At 65.2% G+C, this 16,872-nt stretch carries 12 protein-coding genes; 4 read left to right on the top strand and 8 right to left on the bottom strand.

Annotated features, from left to right (window positions below; translation table 11 throughout):
• Window positions 1-88 precede the first annotated feature (88 nt).
• The gene (gene nifJ / locus PG887_RS12580) at window positions 89-3,664 is read right to left on the bottom strand and encodes a pyruvate:ferredoxin (flavodoxin) oxidoreductase (RefSeq protein WP_270821857.1); all 3,576 of its coding nucleotides are present in this window, start codon (window positions 3,662-3,664) and stop codon (window positions 89-91) included.
• A complete protein-coding gene (locus PG887_RS12575; protein WP_270821855.1) occupies window positions 3,661-5,307 on the bottom strand; it encodes an NAD(P)-binding protein in 1,647 nt (548 codons plus the stop codon). Before PG887_RS12575 ends, nifJ begins: the two co-directional genes overlap by 4 nt.
• Before the next feature lie 350 nt (window positions 5,308-5,657).
• On the opposite strand from PG887_RS12575, the gene PG887_RS12570 reads away from it, so the two are divergent.
• Window positions 5,658-7,460, top strand: a complete 1,803-nt coding sequence (locus PG887_RS12570; RefSeq protein ID WP_270821853.1) for an MOSC N-terminal beta barrel domain-containing protein — start codon at window positions 5,658-5,660, stop codon at window positions 7,458-7,460.
• An 80-nt stretch (window positions 7,461-7,540) separates the two neighbouring features.
• Here the strand turns inward: PG887_RS12570 and htpX are convergent, their stop codons facing one another.
• From htpX to bioB, 5 genes are all read right to left on the bottom strand, one after another.
• Window positions 7,541-8,413: a protease HtpX gene (gene htpX / locus PG887_RS12565; protein ID WP_010674070.1), complete on the bottom strand. Its 873-nt coding sequence runs from the start codon at window positions 8,411-8,413 to the stop codon at window positions 7,541-7,543.
• 113 nt (window positions 8,414-8,526) lie between these two features.
• Window positions 8,527-9,207: a dethiobiotin synthase gene (gene bioD / locus PG887_RS12560; protein WP_041215555.1), complete on the bottom strand. Its 681-nt coding sequence runs from the start codon at window positions 9,205-9,207 to the stop codon at window positions 8,527-8,529.
• Between the two features lie 108 nt (window positions 9,208-9,315).
• Entirely contained in the window at window positions 9,316-10,119 is an 804-nt protein-coding gene (bioC, locus tag PG887_RS12555) for a malonyl-ACP O-methyltransferase BioC (protein ID WP_201889826.1), read from the bottom strand.
• Complete coding sequence (gene bioF / locus PG887_RS12550) at window positions 10,109-11,305, bottom strand: 8-amino-7-oxononanoate synthase (protein WP_270821852.1); 1,197 nt, start codon at window positions 11,303-11,305, stop codon at window positions 10,109-10,111. The genes bioC and bioF overlap by 11 nt, the downstream gene beginning before the upstream one ends.
• Window positions 11,302-12,390 (bottom strand): biotin synthase BioB, encoded by a 1,089-nt coding sequence (gene bioB / locus PG887_RS12545; RefSeq protein WP_041212692.1) that lies wholly within the window; start codon window positions 12,388-12,390, stop codon window positions 11,302-11,304. The genes bioF and bioB overlap by 4 nt, the downstream gene beginning before the upstream one ends.
• A gap of 193 nt (window positions 12,391-12,583) precedes the next feature.
• Here bioB and bioA point away from each other — a divergent pair, with 193 nt between their 5' ends.
• Both bioA and PG887_RS12535 read left to right on the top strand, forming a co-directional pair.
• On the top strand, window positions 12,584-13,858 hold the full coding sequence (gene bioA / locus PG887_RS12540; RefSeq protein WP_201889828.1) for an adenosylmethionine--8-amino-7-oxononanoate transaminase: 1,275 nt from the start codon (window positions 12,584-12,586) through the stop codon (window positions 13,856-13,858).
• A gap of 135 nt (window positions 13,859-13,993) precedes the next feature.
• The gene (locus tag PG887_RS12535; RefSeq protein ID WP_270821850.1) at window positions 13,994-14,815 is read left to right on the top strand and encodes a HAMP domain-containing protein; all 822 of its coding nucleotides are present in this window, start codon (window positions 13,994-13,996) and stop codon (window positions 14,813-14,815) included.
• Here PG887_RS12535 and PG887_RS12530 read toward each other — a convergent pair.
• Window positions 14,803-15,105 carry a hypothetical protein gene (locus PG887_RS12530; protein ID WP_010674063.1) on the bottom strand — a complete coding sequence of 101 codons (303 nt, stop codon included), beginning with the start codon at window positions 15,103-15,105 and terminating at the stop codon, window positions 14,803-14,805. The genes PG887_RS12535 and PG887_RS12530 overlap by 13 nt on opposite strands.
• Before the next feature lie 240 nt (window positions 15,106-15,345).
• Here PG887_RS12530 and asnS point away from each other — a divergent pair, with 240 nt between their 5' ends.
• Window positions 15,346-16,746, top strand: a complete 1,401-nt coding sequence (gene asnS / locus PG887_RS12525) for an asparagine--tRNA ligase (RefSeq protein WP_039039869.1) — start codon at window positions 15,346-15,348, stop codon at window positions 16,744-16,746.
• The last annotated feature ends 126 nt before the right edge of the window (window positions 16,747-16,872 follow it).

The following is a 16,872-nucleotide window of genomic DNA, read 5'->3' as shown; positions in this document are numbered from 1 at the left end:
CCCAAGGCGCGGCAACGGCCACTTCCCTTGGCACCGGAAAACGAAGCGGGCCAATGGCCCGCTTTGTCATACCTGTTTCACCCCATCCTCACACCGGCGGATGGAAATGGCTGGCCTCGCGGGTGGCCATCTCCTCGTAGGTGGCCCACTTCTGCCACGCCACTTGTTGCGCCACCTGCATCAGCCGCTGTGCCTCTTCCGGGTGGCTCTGGGCCAGCACCCGATAACGGGTCTCCTCCTGCCGATATTCGGCAAGGGGAATGGAGGGGCGCAGGCTGTCGAGGCTGAAGGGGTTCTGCCCGGCGCTGCGCAGTACCGGGTTGTAGCGCATCAGCGGCCAGTGGCCCGAATCGACCGCACGCTTCTGTTGGGCCAATCCCTGCTCCATGTCGATGCCGTGGGCGATGCAGTGGCTGTAGGCGATGATCAGCGACGGGCCCGGATAGGCCTCCGCCTCCCGCAAGGCCTGCAGCGCCTGCTGCGGGTTGGCACCAAAGGCGATGCGGGCAACATAGACGTTGCCGTAGGAGATGGCCTGCAACGCCACATCCTTCTTGGCCAGCGTCTTGCCTCCCGCCGCGAACTTGGCGACAGCGCCGAGCGGGGTCGATTTCGACATCTGACCGCCGGTGTTGGAGTAGACCTCGGTATCCATCACCAGCACGTTCACATCGCGGCCGGAGGCGAGCACATGGTCGAGCCCCGCCGAGCCGATGTCATAGGCCCAGCCATCGCCGCCCACTATCCAGACCGAGCGGCGCACCAGCTGATCAATCAAGGAGAGCAGTTCGCGGGCCTTGCCGGATTTCACCTCTTCCAGCCGCTCCCGCACTTGGGCGACCCGGGTACGCTGGGCGCGGATCTCCGACTCCAGCCGCTGCGGGGCGCTAATCAGGGTATCGACCAGCTCGGCGCCCAGCTCCCCCTTCATCGCTTCAAGGGCCGCCACCGCCTGACCGTGATGCTGATCGGCGGTGAGACGAAAACCAAAGCCAAACTCGGCGTTGTCCTCAAACAGGGAGTTCGACCAGGCCGGCCCCTTCCCTTCGCCGTTCTTGGCCCACGGCGTAGTCGGCAGGTTGCCGCCGTAGATGGAGGAGCAACCGGTGGCGTTGGCCACCAACATGCGATCCCCAAACAGCTGGGTCAGCAGCTTGAGATAGGGGGTCTCGCCACAGCCGGCGCAGGCACCGGAGAACTCGAACAGGGGTTCGAGGAACTGGGTGCCGCGCACCGTGGAGAAGTCCACCCGCTCGCGGGCAGGCCAGGGCAGGCTTTCGAACCAGCGCAGCGCCTGTTTCTGACCAGCCAGATGGGGCGCCTTGTCCATCATGGCGATGGCGCGCTCGCCCTCGTGTTCCTCATCCGCCCCGACCCGCACCGGACAGGCCTGCACGCACTGGCCGCAGCCGGTGCAATCTTCCGGATAGAGCTGCAAGGTGTAGCGACTGTCGGGGAAGCCCTTGGCGGTGACGGGCACCGACTGCGCTGCCTCGGGGGCGGTCGCCAGCCAGTCCTGATGGTAGAACTTGGCCCGCAGCGCCGCGTGGGGGCAGACAAAGACGCAGTTGCCGCACTGGATGCAGATATCCGAATGCCAGATCGGGATCTCGCGGGCGATATCCCGCTTCTCGAAGCGGCTGGTGGCGGTGGGGTAAGTGCCATCCACCGGCAGCATGGAGACCGGGATGCGATCGCCGCGCCCCGCCAGCATCTCGCCGGTGACCCGCTGCACGAACTCGCTGCCGCCCGGTGCCAGCGGCAGCGGATAGTCATCGCAGCGCTCATCCCCCGCCGGGAGGCGCACCCGCTGCAGGTGGGCCAGGGTGTCGTCCACCGCGGCGAAGTTGCGCGCCACCACATCTGGCCCCTTGCGGGCATAGCTCTTCTCGATGCTCTGCTTGATGAGGGCGATCGCCTCGCCTCGCGGCAGCACCCCGGCCAGGGCGAAGAAGCAGGTCTGCATGATGGTGTTGATGCGATTGCCCATGCCGTTTTGTTCGGCCACCCGATCCCCGTCGATGCAGTAGAGCCGGATATCGAGGGCGCGGATGCGGGCCCGCAGCTGCTCGGGCAGCTCGGCCCAGACACGGTCAGGCTCATAGGGAGCATTGAGCAGCAGGGTCGCCCCTTCGGCGGCGTGCTCCAGCAGATCTACCGACAGGGCGAAGCCCCACTGGTGGCAGCCGATAAAGCTCGCCTGCTCGATAAGCCAGGGGGCGCCGATGGGCTCGGGGCCAAAGCGCAGGTGGGAGACGGTGCGCGAGCCCGACTTCTTGGAGTCGTAGACGAAGTAGCCCTGAGCGTGGAAGCCCTCCAGCTCGCCGATGATCTTGATGCTGTTCTTGTTGGCGCCGACTGTGCCGTCGGCACCAAGGCCGAAGAAGAGCGCCCGTACCCGACTGGCGGGCTCCAGATCGCCGATGGGATGCCAGGCCAGACTGAGGCCCGACACATCATCGACGATCCCCACGGTAAAGCGGGGGCGCGGCGCATCGGATGCCAGCTCCTCGAATACCGCCGCGCACATGGCGGGGGTGAACTCTTTGGAAGAGAGGCCATAGCGACCACCACTGAGCCACGGCAGCCGCTTGATAAGGCCGCGCTGCAAACCGTCGATGAGGGCGCTCTGCACATCCAGCAGCAGCGGCTCGCCGCCCGCCCCCGGCTCCTTGGTGCGATCCAGCACCGCCATGCGCCGCACGCTCGCGGGCAGCGCATCGAGCAGTGCCTGTACCGGGAAGGGGCGATAGAGGCGAATGATCAGCACCCCGGTCTTGCGATCTTGCCGGTTGAGCCAATCCACGGTCGTGCGGGCGGTGGCCGCCCCCGAGCCCATCAGCACGATGACGTCGGTGGCATCCGCCGCGCCGTGGTACTCCACCAACTGGTAGTGGCGGCCAGTCAGCTCACCGAGGCTCTCCATGCACTGCTGCACCCGCGCCGGCACCGCCTCGTAGAAGGGGTTGACGCTCTCGCGGGACTGGAAATAGGTGTCCGGGTTCTGGGCCGTGCCACGCATCACCGGATGATCCGGGTTGAGCGCCCGGGCACGGTGGGCGCGTACCCAGTCGTTGTCGATAAGGGCGCGAATTTCATCTTTGTGCAGCGCGACTATCTTGTTCACCTCGTGGGAGGTGCGAAAGCCGTCGAAGAAGTGGATAAAGGGCACCCGGCACTGCAAGGTGACGCTGTGGGCAACCAAGGCCAAGTCCTGCGCCTCCTGCACCGAGCCGGAGGCGAGCATGGCAAAGCCGGTGCTGCGCGCCGCCATCACATCCTGATGGTCGCCAAAAATCGACAGCCCCTGCGCCGCCAGCGAGCGGGCCGCCACATGGAACACCGCCGAAGTCAATTCACCGGCGATCTTGTACATGTTGGGCAGCATCAGCATCAGTCCCTGACTGGCGGTGAAGGTGGTGGCGAGCGCCCCCGCCTGCAGGGCGCCGTGTACCGTGCCGGCCGCCCCCCCTTCACTCTGCATCTCCACCACTGTAGGGATGTTACCCCACAGGTTGGTCTGCCCTTCTGCCGCCCAGGCATCGGCCAGTTCGGCCATGGTCGAGCTCGGGGTGATGGGATAGATGGCACACACTTCGCTCAGCTGATACGCCACCCGGGCCGCGGCTTCGTTGCCGTCAACCATGATCAGTTCATGTTTCATTGGGACTCCTCCGGTTGGCGCAGCTCGATGGCGTGACAAGGGCATTGGTCGTGGCAGGCACCGCAGCCGGTGCAGCGCTCGGCATCCACCTGATACCCCAGACCCGGCCCCAACTTGGCGATGGCCTGCTCGGGGCAGCTGCCATAGCAGCCGTCGCACTCGAAGCAATTGCCGCAGGAGTAACAACGCGCCGCCTCGTAGCGGGCTGCCACCTCATCCAGCCCGCCGATGATCTCGCCAAAGTCGTCCCGCGCCCACGCCGGTTTGACCGGCTGGCTGCTGGCGGGCGCGTGGGTCTGGAACCAGAGTTGCAACTGCTCCGGCCCCACCAATGAATAGGAAAGCGGTTTGTGGTAGAGGCGACCGCGCAGCCAGGCATCCATGTGGCGCGCCGCCTTCTTGCCGTGACCGGTGGCGATGGTGACGGTGCGCTCGGAAGGCACCATGTCGCCGCCGGCAAACAGACCCGGCACATCCGTCATCAGGTTCTCGCCGACCTGCACCACCCCCTCCTTGTTGACCCGTACCCCGGGAATGCTCTCCAGCACCGAGAGGTCGACCTCCTGACCGAGCGCCAGAATAAGGGAGTCCGCTTCGAGGGTTTCAAACTGGCCGGTGGGCACCGGCTTGCCCTCAGCATCCAGCGCCATCACCTCCACTTCGATATTGGTACTGTCGAGCTGGCGGATGGTGCGCAACCAGTTGATCTTGATCCCCTCCTCCTCGGCCTCATCGGCTTCGAAGGTGTGGGCCGGCATATGATCCCGGTCGCGGCGGTAGATGATCATCGCCTCTTCCACCCCAAGGCGACGGGCGGTACGGGCCGCGTCCATGGCGGTGTTGCCGCCACCGTAGATGGCCACCCGCCGTCCCAGTTTTGGCGGTGGCAAGCCCTGTTCTTCGGCAAGACTGGCCTGCTCGAGGAAACTCACCGCATCGAGGATCTTGCCCGCCTCCCGGGCCGGAATATCGACCCGCTTGGCCAGATGGGCGCCGATGGCCATGAAGACGGCGTCAAAGCCCCCCTCGTCGCGCACTTTGAGCACGTCTTCCACCTTGTGGTTGAGAGTCAGCGTCACCCCGGCCGCCACGATGCGGGCCACCTCCCTGTCCAGCATCTCGCGAGGCAGACGGTAAGCGGGAATACCGAAGCGCAGCATGCCGCCGGCCAGCGGCCCCGCTTCGCGGATCTCCACCTGATGGCCGAGCCGATTGAGGTGCCAGGCGCAGGAGAGGCCGGAGGGACCTGCACCGATCACCAGCACCTTCTTGCCGCTGGCGGGTGCGGGGGGCACAGGCTGCCAGCCCCGGGCCAGCGCCTCGTCGCCGAGGAAACGCTCGATAGCGTGGATGGAGACGGCATCATCCACCTGGGCACGGTTGCAGGCCGTTTCGCAGGGGTGATAACAGACCCGCCCGTGGACTGCAGGCAGGGGATTTTCTTCGATGAGTCGTTGCCAGGCCGCCTCAAAGCGGCCTGCTTCGGCCAGTGCAAGCCAGGCCTGGATGTTCTCGCCAGCCGGGCAGGCATGGTTGCAAGGTGGCAGGGCCGGCCGCCAGACGGGCAGCCGGGTGCGGACCGGGCCTGTTCCCGTTTTCTGGGAGAGATCCGGCTGCGGGGTCATATCCAGTTGTTTGCTCATACATTGCTTTCTTCTTTTTGTGTGACAGGCCCCATCCGAATGCGCTTGATACCGTTTTGCCTGGGCAGACGGTGGCCGGAGAGGGAAGAAGCGAAAGCGTCAGAAACTGGAAGCTGGCCCGATGATGGGCCTTTTTTTGTACGACATGGTGGATCAGGATCAATAAATGTTGCGCTTTATGGGTCGCCCCCTTCACAACCGGATCCCCGTCACACCCCGCAGCCATTCGGGCCTGTCGCCCGAGCCCCCTCACCGCCCTCGACATGGGCAGCAGGAGAAGATTGCCGCCCGGGGCAGGAATCGTTATCTTCCCCTCTTCACAGGAATCGCCACAGCACAAGGACCAGGACATGCCGACCCTCGCCAGCATACATCTCTACCCCATCAAATCGACGGCAGGCATGCCGCTGGAGCGCGCCCGGGTGACCCAGGAGGGACTTGCCGGGGATCGCCGCTACATGGTGGTCAAACCGGATGGCACCTTTATCACCGCCCGCACCCATCCCCAGTTGCAGCAGGTGGTGGCCACCCCCGTCGAGGGGGGGCTGCAACTGCGCTATCCAGGTCTGCCCCCCCTTGCCCTCATGGAGGCGGCGTTCAGTCGCGCCCCTCAGCACACCGGTGTCTGGGGGGATCGCTTTACCGCCCTGCACACCGGGCCCGAAGCCGATGAGTGGCTGAGCCGGGTGGCGAGGGAGCCGGTGCGCCTGCTCTGGCTCGGGGAGGCATCCGATCGTTTTCGGGAGAAGACCGGCACCCGGGTGAGCTTTGCTGACGGCTACCCCTTGCTGCTCATCAGCCAGGCTTCCCTTGAGGATCTCAACCTGAGATCCGATGCCTTGCACCAGATGAGCCAGTTTCGTACCAACCTGGTGGCGAGCGGCACCCGCCCCTTCGAGGAGGATGGCTGGAAGCGGATCCGCATCGGCGAGGTGGAGTTTCGGGTGGACAAGCCGTGCAGCCGCTGCATCATGACCACGGTGGAGGCAGGCACGGAGCGCTTCAATGCCCTTAAAGAGCCGCTGGCTACCCTCACCCGCTACCGCCGTGGCGAAGATGGTGAGGTCTATTTCGGCCAGAATCTGGTGGCCCTGAACGAGGGCTGGATTGAGGCGGGCAGCGAGATCGAGGTGCTGGAGCGGGCCCGGGCGCCGGTCTACCCCAACGCGGCCCCGAAAAAGCGGGAGCTGGTGTGCGTCGCCCGGGAACCCCTGGCCCGGGATCTGGAAACCTTCTGGTTCGAGGCCGCCGACGGCGAGCCCCTGCCCGACTACCTGCCTGGCCAGCACCTGCCCATCAGCCTCGATATCAAAAACACACGGGTTCAACGCCGCTACACCCTGAGCTCCACGCCGGAGCGGCCCGAGCGTTACAGCATCAGCGTCAAGAAGCTGGCCGATGGCCGCCTCTCCCCCTGGCTGCACCATGAGCTGCGCGTGGGCGATCACCTGCTGGCCGCCCCCCCGGCCGGCGAGTTTCACTTAGGGTCCGAGCGCAGGCTGCTGCTGCTCTCGGCGGGATCCGGTGTCACCCCCATGCTCTCCATTGCCCGCACTCTGGCACTACGGGGGGAGCTCGGTGACGTCCACTTCATGCACCTGTGTCGCAGCGAGGCAGACATTCCTGCCGCCAGCGAGTTGCACGCCATGGCGCAGCAGGGAATGACCCTCACCCTGATCCTGAGCCAGCCTGACAAACACTGGCAGGGGCTCAGCGGCCGTCTGAATGACGATCACCTGGGCCGGATCCGGGATTTGCAGGAGCGGGAGGTGTTCATCTGCGGCCCCCACGGCTTCATGGCCGATGCAGCCAACCGGCTGACCGCCCTCGGCGTACCGGCCGGGCGCATCCGCCAGGAGAGCTTTGGCGGGGCCCTGCTCTCGGTGGCCCGCCCCCATCAGGCGGTGCAACTGCGTATCGGCGAGCGGGAGTTTGCGGGCAACAACCAGGGCACCGTGCTGGATCAGGCCAACAAGCAGGGGGTAGAGCTGCCCTGGAGCTGCCGTGCCGGCATCTGCGGCAGTTGCAAGCAGACCCTGGTCTCGGGCGAGGTGGATCACCCCGATGCCCCCGCCATCAGCGCCGCCGAGCGTGCCGAGGGCAAGATCCTCACCTGCTGCGCCGTGCCCCTGACGGATCTGGTGATCAAATAGGGTGATCGGGGGGCAAAACCCCGTCCCCGGAATGCAAAACGGCTGCCCGAGGGCAGCCGTTTTCTTTAGATGACTGGCTATCAGCCACGCAGGGCGGCGATGCGCTGCTCGATGGGCGGGTGGCTCATGAACAGCTCGCTCATGGAGCGCTTGCCGTTGATGCCGAACGCCATCATGGAACCCTCCATCTGCGGCTCTGCACCGCGGGCAAGACGCTGGAGCGCGGCAATCATCTTGTCGCGGCCGGCCAGCTTGGCGGCACCGGCGTCGGCACGGAACTCGCGCTGACGGCTGAACCACATGACGATGATGGAGGCGAGCACGCCGAACACCATCTCCAGCACGAACACGGTGATCATGTAGGCGAAACCGCCGGTGCTGCTGCTCTCTTCCTCGTTGTTGGAGCTGAAGAAGTTGCTGATGACGCCGGCCACGATGCGGGCGAAGAACATCACGAAGGTGTTCACCACCCCCTGGATCAGGGTCAGGGTCACCATGTCGCCGTTGGCCACGTGGCTCACCTCGTGGGCCAGCACGGCTTCCGCCTCGTCGCGGCTCATGCTGTAGAGCAGACCGGAGGAGACGGCGACGAGGGAGTCGTCACGGCGGGCGCCGGTGGCAAAGGCGTTCATCTCGGGGGAGTCGTAGATCCCCACTTCCGGCATCTTGATGCCAGCCTCACGGGCCTGACGGGCAACAGTGCTCACCAGCCAGTGCTCGGTCTCGTTGCGGGGCTGCTCGATGACCTGGACGCCATAGCTGCGCTTGGCCATCCACTTGGACATCAGCAAGGAGATAAAGGAACCCCCAAAACCGAACACGGCGCAGAACACCAACAGACCGGAAATGCTGGACTTGTTGATCCCCAGAACCGAGAACAGGATATTGAGTACCACCCCCAGCACCAGCATGACGGCCAGGTTGGTCACCAGGAATAGCATAATTCGCTTCATATTGACTCCTTGTGAGATATGGATGCATGGTTCGGGGCGCCCCAGGGGCGACCGATGCCACACTTGCCCCAGATAATAGACAGACTCGATGAATGTTTGCTGAATGTCTGGCCTCAGAGCAAGGGCGACACATCGAGACAGTGGTGCAAATCCACCTCATTCACCGCGTCCACGAAGGGGAGCTCCCCCAGAAATGGGGCCGGCAACATGGCTTTCAAGGTGTCCAGGTTCTCCTCGTAGCGGCTCATGTGCGGATCCACCCGGTTGATGACCCAGCCCGCCAGGGTCAACCCCTGCTGGCGAATGGCGCTGACGGTGAGCAGGGCATGGTTGAGGCAGCCCAGCCTGGCCCCCACCACCAGGATCACCGGCAGCCGCTCCTGGGCGACCCACTCCGAGAGCAGACGCTGATGATCCAGCGGCAGGAACCAGCCCCCCGCCCCTTCGACAATGACGAGATCGGCCCCAGCTCCCTCAATCTCCCGCAAGCCGGCGGACAGCCCCTCGAAGGGGATGCTCGCCCCCCGCTCACGGGCGGCGATATGGGGGGCGATGGGCGGCTCGAAGGCATAGGGATTGACCTGCTCGTAGGGCAGCGCAACCGTGGCCGCCTGCTGCAACAGCAAGGCATCCAGATTGCGAAGCCCCTCCGGGGTGCGGGTGCAGCCCGCCGACACCGGTTTGTACCCGGCGCAACGAATGCCTCTGGCGGCAAGCGCCAGCAACAGGGTGCGGGCCACCAGGGTCTTGCCCACGTCGGTGTCCGTGCCCGTGATGAAATAGGATGTCCCCATGATATTTCCTCGATGCAGTGCAGGGGCGCAGAGGCGCCCCGATATCCATGGTGAAAGGCAGGCGCGCGTCCTGCCGCTGAAGGGGTGGGTGCGCCGGGTCTTTTTGTGTCAGCGCCGCACCAGGCTCCCGAGGCAGACCTCGTAGCTGGCGGCCAGCAGGCCGTCCGGTTGACGGTGGCGCTCGTAGGCCTCCCCCAGTCGCACCAGGCGCTGGCGATGACCCAGGCCCGCAGACCGCTCGTCGTTGACCTGGCTCGCGCCTATCCCCTTGAGGTCGCGCAGCAGTCCGCTGAGCGCCGGGTAGGCGAGGGACCAGGTCAGCGGGCAGAGTGCCGGGGCCTCGAAGCCCCCGTCACGGGCCGCCTGCTGCAACTGGGGCAACGTCAGGAAGCGATTGACATGGTCACGACCATCCACGGCCCGCCAGGCCTCCCGCAGTTGCCACAGTGACCCCGAAAGCAGGGTCGAGAAGAAGACCTGTCCACCGGGTTTGAGCACCCGGTTGAGCTCGGCAAAGGCCTGGGCCGGCCGCTCGCACCACTGCAGGGCCAGGCTGGAGAAAACCCAGTCCAGGCTCTGGTCGGCAAAGGGCAGCCCCTCCGCATCGCCGCACACCAGGCGGGCTCCGCTGCCGCGAAGGGCCGCCTGGGCCAGCATGCCGGGAGCGAGATCCAGCCCGGTCAGCGTCTCGCAGCGCGGCGCCAGGGCAGGCAGGAAGAAACCGGTGCCGCAGCCCAGATCCAGCCCGGCCCCTGAGCGCACCTCTTTCACGCCCCCCTCGTCCATGCGCGCCAGCAGCGACTGCCCCACCTCCTGCTGGAAGCGGGCGTGGGCGTCGTAGTGGCGGGCCGCCGCCCCGAAGCGGCGGGCGAGCTGCGCCTTGTCCACCGACTGGAAACGCTCATGCACCATGGGCGCCCCCTCTCTCGTCGGTGGATGGGCGGGGTCCCAGGGCCTCGAGCAGGCGATCCACGTCATCTTCGCCATGGGCGGCGCACAGGGTGATGCGAAGGCGCGCCGTGCCGACCGGCACCGTGGGTGGGCGGATGGCGCCGGCCCAGACACCGCACTCCCGCAGCCGCTCGGCCAGTTGCAGGGCAGCGACGCTCTCCCCCACCAGCAGCGGCTGGATGGGGGTATCGCTTGCCCCAAGCCGCCAGCCGAGCGCCTGCGCCCCCTGCCGGAACCGGGCGACAAGGCGAGCCAGGTGGGCACGGGCCTCGTCGGCTACGCGTACCAGCTCGATGCTCTGGCGCACGGCGCACGCCTGGGCGGGGGGCATATGGGTGCTGTAGACATAGTGGCGGGCAAAATTGACCAGGTACTCCACCAGCTCGCGACTGCCACCCACAAAGGCGCCGGCCACCCCGAGCGCCTTGCCGAAGGTCCCCATCTGGATGTGCACGCTGGCAGGAGCAACCCCCTGGGCCGCCAGGGTGCCGCGCCCCTCGGCACCCAGCACGCCGAGGCCGTGAGCATCATCAATCATCAGCCAGTTGCCGCTTCGGGATGCGAGTGTGGCCAGCTCAGCCCAGGGGGCCTGATCCCCGTCCATGCTGAAGACCCCTTCCGAGATGATCAGGCCCCGGTTTGGCTCAAGCAGCCGCTCAAGGGCCGCCATGTCGTTGTGGCAAAAGCGCTTCATCTTGCAGGGGAGCTGGCTCCCCATCTCCTGCAAGGAGGCGTGGTTGAGCCTGTCCTGCCACAGCAGGTGATCCTTGCCGAGCAGCGCCTTGAGCACAGCCTGATTGGCGGAGAAGCCGCAGTTGAACAGCAGCACCGCCTCCACGCCGAGCCAGTCGGCAAGCGTCTCTTCCAGCTGCTGGTGAGCGCGACTGTAACCGGTCACCAGGGGCGAGGCGCCTGCCCCTGCGCCATATTGCGCCACCCCCGCCGTGAAGGCGGCCTTGATGGCGGGGTGACCCGCAAGGCCCAGGTAGTCGTTGCCAGAGACATTGAGGTAATCGCGCCCCCCGACCCGGATCCGCCCGCCGCTCGCCACATCCACCGGGGTGCGTCGGCGCAGCAGGGTGGCCTGTTCACGCTCGGCCAGCGCCTCTCCCAGGGCAAAGGGGCCGGTAACAACGGGCGTCATCATGGACGGAGGACATCTGCGCGGGAACGGGTGGCATCGTAGAAGAGTTCGCTCGGCTCGCTCTGGCGGTTCACCTCGGCCAGCAGCTCCTCCTCTTGAACCTGATCCGGCTTCTGGGCCCGCTGGGCGGGGCGAATGCCAAGGCGCTTGAAGAGCTGCATGTCGCTGTTCTCGTCCGGATTGGGGGTGGTCAGCAGCTTGCAGCCGTAGAAGATGGAGTTTGCCCCGGCCATAAAGCACATGGCCTGCATCTGCTCGTTCATCTTCTCCCGCCCGGCGGAGAGGCGCACGTGGGAGGCCGGCATCATGATGCGCGCCACGGCGATGGTGCGGACAAATTCGAACGGGTCAAGGTTCTCCTGGTTCTCCAGGGGCGTCCCCTTCACCTTGACCAGCATGTTGATGGGCACGCTCTCCGGGTGGCGCGGCAGGTTGGCGAGCGCCATCAGGAGGCCCGCCCGATCTTTCGCCTGCTCCCCCATGCCGACGATGCCGCCGGAGCAGACCTTCATGCCGGCACCGCGCACATGCTCCAGGGTGTCGAGCCTGTCCTGATAGGTGCGGGTGGTGATGATGTCGCCGTAAAACTCCGGCGAGGTGTCGAGGTTGTGGTTGTAGTAATCCAGGCCCGCGGCCCCGAGACGCGCCGCCTGATCGGCGGTCAGCATCCCCAGCGTCATGCAGGTCTCCATGCCGAGCCCGCGCACCTCTTCAATCATGCGCAGGATGTAGGGCATGTCCTTCTCTTTCGGGTTGCGCCAGGCCGCCCCCATGCAGAAGCGGGACGAGCCGTTGGCCTTGGCCTCCCGGGCCCGCTCCAGCACTTTTTCCACCTCCATCAGCCGCTCGGTCTCGAGCCCGGTGTGGTAGCGAGCGCTCTGGGGACAATATTTGCAATCTTCCGGGCAGGCCCCGGTCTTGATGGAGAGCAGGGTGCTTACCTGCACCTCGTTCGGGTCGAAATGGGCGCGGTGCACCGTCTGGGCCTGGAACAGCAGATCGTTGAATGGCAGGGCAAAGAGATCCTGAACCTCGGACAGGGTCCAGTCGTGACGAAGGGCGTGGGCACCCGCGGTGAGAGCATTCATACATGGCTTCCGGTTGTTATTGGTGGGATCCTGCGCCGCGCTCAAGAGAGCGTTCGCCGCAAGACCCGCCAGCTGGACAGCGCGATGCCAGGGCGTTCGCGAAGCCAAGTGGCTGAAATTGTTGGCTAGTGTAGAGAGCACGCGTAGACTGTCAACACCGACCAGATCAAATCAATTGACAACAGAGCACAATATGACCAACCAAGAATTCGACCTGCACCACGTCTGGCACCCCTATACCTCCCTCACCCATCCCCTGCCCTGCTATGAAGTGGCCAGCGCCAAAGGGGTGACCCTCACCCTGACGGACGGGCGCGAGCTGGTGGATGGCATGAGCTCCTGGTGGGCCTGCGTTCACGGCTATCAGGTGCCGGAACTAGACGCGGCCGCCACCGCCCAGCTCGGCAAGATGTCCCACGTGATGTTTGGCGGCCTGACCCATGCCCCGGCGGTCGAGCTCTGCCGCAAACTGGTGGAAATCACCCCGAAGGGGCTGGATCGGGTCTTTCTGGCGGATTCCGGCTCGGTGGCGGTGGAGGTGGCCCTCAAGATGGCCCAGCAGTACTGGCATGCCAAAGGGACGCCCCGCGCCAAATTCGTTGCCCTTCGGGGCGGCTATCACGGCGACACCTTCGGCGCCATGAGCGTGTGCGACCCGGATGGCGGCATGCACGAGCTCTACCAGGGCTTCCTGCCCGAACACCATTTCGTCGAAGCGCCAAGCTGCCGCTTCCACGCCCAGTGGGACGAGCAGAGCGTGGTGGAGCTGGCCACCCTGGTGGCGGATCATCACGAGGAAATTGCCGCCATCGTGCTCGAACCCATCGTCCAGGGGGCGGGCGGCATGCGCTTCTATCACCCCCGCTACCTGCAGTGGGTGCGCGCCCTGTGCGACGAGTTTGGCCTGCTGCTGATTGCCGACGAGATAGCCACCGGCTTTGGCCGCACAGGCCAGCTCTTTGCCTGCGACTGGGCGGGGATCAGCCCCGACATCATGTGTCTGGGCAAGGCGCTCACCGGTGGCTATCTGACGCTGTCGGCCACGCTCACAACCGAGCATGTGGCTCGCACCGTGTGTGACGGCAAGGCGGGCGTCTTTATGCACGGCCCCACCTTCATGGGCAACCCGCTTGCCTGCGCGGTGGCCAACGCCTCCATCGAGTTGCTGCTCGCCTCGCCTTGGCAGGCGCGGGTGCAAGCCATCGAACACCAACTCAAAACCGAACTGGTGGAACTGACCCTGCACCCGGCGGTGGCGGATGTGCGGGTGCTCGGCGCCATCGGGGTGGTGGAGATGAAGGAGCGGGTGGACGTGGCGCGCATCCAGCGCAAGTTCGTGGAGCTGGGTGCCTGGATCCGTCCCTTTGGCAAGCTCATCTACCTGATGCCCCCCTTCGTCATCACCCCTGAAGAGCTGCGGGTATTGACCGGCGCCATCCACGAGGCCATCACCAGCGGCGAATATTGAGTCCGGATGAACGGGCCCTGCATGAGAACGCAGGGCCTTTTGGCGCTTTTTCATCAGAATGTGAGCAAGACACCAAAACCCGTCCGGCGAGGAGAGTAGACTGCGCGGGTTTTACCCAACAGATGTACCAGTCCCATGCGCCTCTCCATTGCTGCCAAGATCAACTTCTTCCTGCTCTTCATCTTCTCCATGGTGTTGGTGTTTTCCGCGGCCTATCAGGCGGTGCGCGAGCGTGACCTCATCCTGACCCTCATCAAGGAGCAGAGCCGCGAGCAGACCGAGGCCTACTTCGACGGCCTCAACATGCTGATGCTGACCGGCAAGATGGACGCCCGCGACACCCTGCGCACCAAGTTTCTCGATCACGCCCACGTGGAAGATGCCCGCATCGTGCGCGGGGCGGCGGTCAACAAGCAGTACGGGCCGGGCCGTGACGACGAAGCCCCAAAGGACAGGTTTGATGCCCTGGCGCTGGCGGGCAAGGGGAGCCTGGAGGTAGAGCATGACGGCATGCACAACCGGCTGGTGGTGACCCGCCCGCTGCTGGCCAGAAAGGATTTTCGCGGTACCGACTGCACCAGCTGCCACCAGGTGCCGGAAAACACCGTGCTGGGGGCGGTGCGTTTTGACTACTCCCTCGACACCCTGTTTACCCGGGTGGAGCAGAACATCCTCACCTCGGCCCTGAGTCTCACCCTCATCTTCGGGCTGGGACTCCTGCTCACCCTCTGGGTCATCCGCACCTGGATAGTCCGCCCCCTCAACCAGCTGACCCGTTCCATGGAGGAGGCCACCGATCGCAACGACTTCGGCCACAGGCTGGAGGGGGATGAAGGGGACGAGATTGGCCGGGTGGCGCTCGCCTACAACCAGATGCTCGACAGCGTGGAGCGCCAGATAGGCAAGCGCCCCGCCTCTCAGGGGCTGGATGACGGCGACGGCCCTCAGCCCCGATAGTAAAGCAGCAGGCAGGCCACCAGGATCAGCAGCAGGATGAAGAGATTGACGTGGCGGGCATCTTCCTGCCGACGGCTGCGGCCACGGGCCAGCACCAGCACCACCAGGGTCAGCAGACAGCAACCCCAGAGCCCACGCTCCAGCCAGGGGGTAAGCAGGGGGTCCCAGCTCTGGCGCACCTTGACGCCCCCATAGACCAGAAAGCCGTAAGCCACCTCTGGCCGGGCGAAGTGATAGAGGGAGAGCAGGGCGACAAAGCCGCCCCAGCAGAGGATCACCAGCCCCTGCAACACCCGTATCCAGCCATCCGGCCCCCGCCTGCGCTCCTTCACCCTCACCCCCGTCCAGCCGCCATGATCCATGCACGATGCATGGGGAAATCCCCGCAAGGGTCCGACATTTTTGCTTGTTTATCAAACCTGCGCGGGTAAGATGAACGGCTTAGTCTGCCATGGTGGGCCAACTGCGCCCGGGCCAGACCCCTAGTGTTGCAAATAGCGCTGCAAGAACAAGCTGGAGACAATATTTCGATGACGCACGCATCCGTAGTTGATGTGCTGGCCGGTAAGTATTCGGTCGGCACCACCCTGACTGTGAAAGGGTGGATCCGGACCCGCCGCGATTCCAAGGCGGGGATCTCATTTTTGGCCGTTTCCGATGGCTCCTGCTTCCATCCGGTGCAGGCCGTCGCCCCCAATACCCTGGCCAATTACGAGAATGAAGTGCAACGTCTGACCACAGCTTGCTCCGTCGAAGTGACCGGCACCGTGGTCGAGTCCCAGGGCAGCGGCCAGGCGTTCGAACTGCAGGCCACCGAGGTCAAGGTGGTGGGCTGGGTCGAAGATCCGGACACCTACCCCATGTCTGCCAAGCGCCACAGCATCGAGTACCTGCGCGAGCAGGGCCACCTGCGTGCCCGCACCAACATCGTCGGTGCCGTGACCCGGGTGCGCAACTGCCTCTCCCAGGCCATTCACCGCTTCTTCCACGAACAGGGCTACCTCTGGATCGCGGCGCCCCTCATCACCGCCTCCGACACCGAAGGGGCCGGCGAGATGTTCCGCGTCTCCACCCTGGACATGGAAAACCTGCCGCGCACCCCCGAAGGCAAGGTGGACTACGACAAGGACTTCTTCGGCAAGGAGACCTTCCTGACCGTGTCCGGCCAGCTGAACGTCGAAACCTACGCCTGCGCCCTGTCCAAGGTCTACACCTTCGGCCCGACCTTCCGCGCCGAAAACTCCAACACCAGCCGCCACCTAGCCGAGTTCTGGATGGTGGAGCCGGAAGTGGCCTTCGCCGATCTGGAAGACAACGCCGCCCTGGCCGAAGCCATGCTGAAGTATGTCTTCAACGCCGTGCTGACCGAGCGCCGCGACGATCTGGAGTTCTTCGCCCAGCACGTGGACAAGGACGCCATCGGCCGTCTGGAGCGCTTCGTCGCCTCCGACTTCGCCCAGATTGACTACACCGACGCCATCGACGTGCTGCAAAACTGCGGCAAGAGCTTCGAGTTCCCGGTCTCCTGGGGCATCGATCTCTCCTCCGAGCACGAGCGCTACCTGGCCGAGGAGCACTTCAAGTCCCCGGTGGTGGTGAAGAACTACCCGAAAGACATCAAGGCCTTCTACATGCGCCTCAACGACGACGGCAAGACCGTTGCCGCCATGGACGTACTGGCCCCGGGGATCGGCGAGATCATCGGCGGCTCCCAGCGTGAAGAGCGTCTCGAGGTGCTGGATGCCCGTCTGGCCGAGATGGGTCTGAACAAGGAAGACTACTGGTGGTACCGCGATCTGCGTCGCTACGGCACCGTGCCCCACTCCGGCTTCGGTCTGGGCTTCGAGCGCCTGGTGGTCTACGTGACCGGCATGGGCAACGTGCGCGACGTGATCCCCTTCCCCCGTACTCCCCGCACCGCCGAGTTCTAAGGCGACCCGCCCACTCGCACCGTGCAAAAGCCGACCCCCCGGGGTCGGCTTTTTTTAGGTTCTTCGCGGGATCTTGGGGAAGTGGAAGTTGACAGACAGGGTGCTGGTAAACTGGCTGTCTCCAAA

Source organism: Aeromonas sp. QDB14, from assembly GCF_027707845.1.
Taxonomy (GTDB): Bacteria; Pseudomonadota; Gammaproteobacteria; order Enterobacterales; family Aeromonadaceae; genus Aeromonas; species Aeromonas caviae.
This window is presented reverse-complemented; position numbering and strand designations above follow the sequence as displayed.

What these genes read in the sequence shown, in the direction of transcription:
- nifJ (WP_270821857.1), bottom strand. Translation starts at nt 3,664, where the DNA reads ATGAAACATGAACTGATCATGGTTGACGGCAACGAAGCCGCGGCCCGG.
- PG887_RS12575 (WP_270821855.1), bottom strand. Translation starts at nt 5,307, where the DNA reads ATGAGCAAACAACTGGATATGACCCCGCAGCCGGATCTCTCCCAGAAA.
- PG887_RS12570 (WP_270821853.1), top strand. Translation starts at nt 5,658, where the DNA reads ATGCCGACCCTCGCCAGCATACATCTCTACCCCATCAAATCGACGGCA.
- htpX (WP_010674070.1), bottom strand. Translation starts at nt 8,413, where the DNA reads ATGAAGCGAATTATGCTATTCCTGGTGACCAACCTGGCCGTCATGCTG.
- bioD (WP_041215555.1), bottom strand. Translation starts at nt 9,207, where the DNA reads ATGGGGACATCCTATTTCATCACGGGCACGGACACCGACGTGGGCAAG.
- bioC (WP_201889826.1), bottom strand. Translation starts at nt 10,119, where the DNA reads ATGGTGCATGAGCGTTTCCAGTCGGTGGACAAGGCGCAGCTCGCCCGC.
- bioF (WP_270821852.1), bottom strand. Translation starts at nt 11,305, where the DNA reads ATGATGACGCCCGTTGTTACCGGCCCCTTTGCCCTGGGAGAGGCGCTG.
- bioB (WP_041212692.1), bottom strand. Translation starts at nt 12,390, where the DNA reads ATGAATGCTCTCACCGCGGGTGCCCACGCCCTTCGTCACGACTGGACC.
- bioA (WP_201889828.1), top strand. Translation starts at nt 12,584, where the DNA reads ATGACCAACCAAGAATTCGACCTGCACCACGTCTGGCACCCCTATACC.
- PG887_RS12535 (WP_270821850.1), top strand. Translation starts at nt 13,994, where the DNA reads ATGCGCCTCTCCATTGCTGCCAAGATCAACTTCTTCCTGCTCTTCATC.
- asnS (WP_039039869.1), top strand. Translation starts at nt 15,346, where the DNA reads ATGACGCACGCATCCGTAGTTGATGTGCTGGCCGGTAAGTATTCGGTC.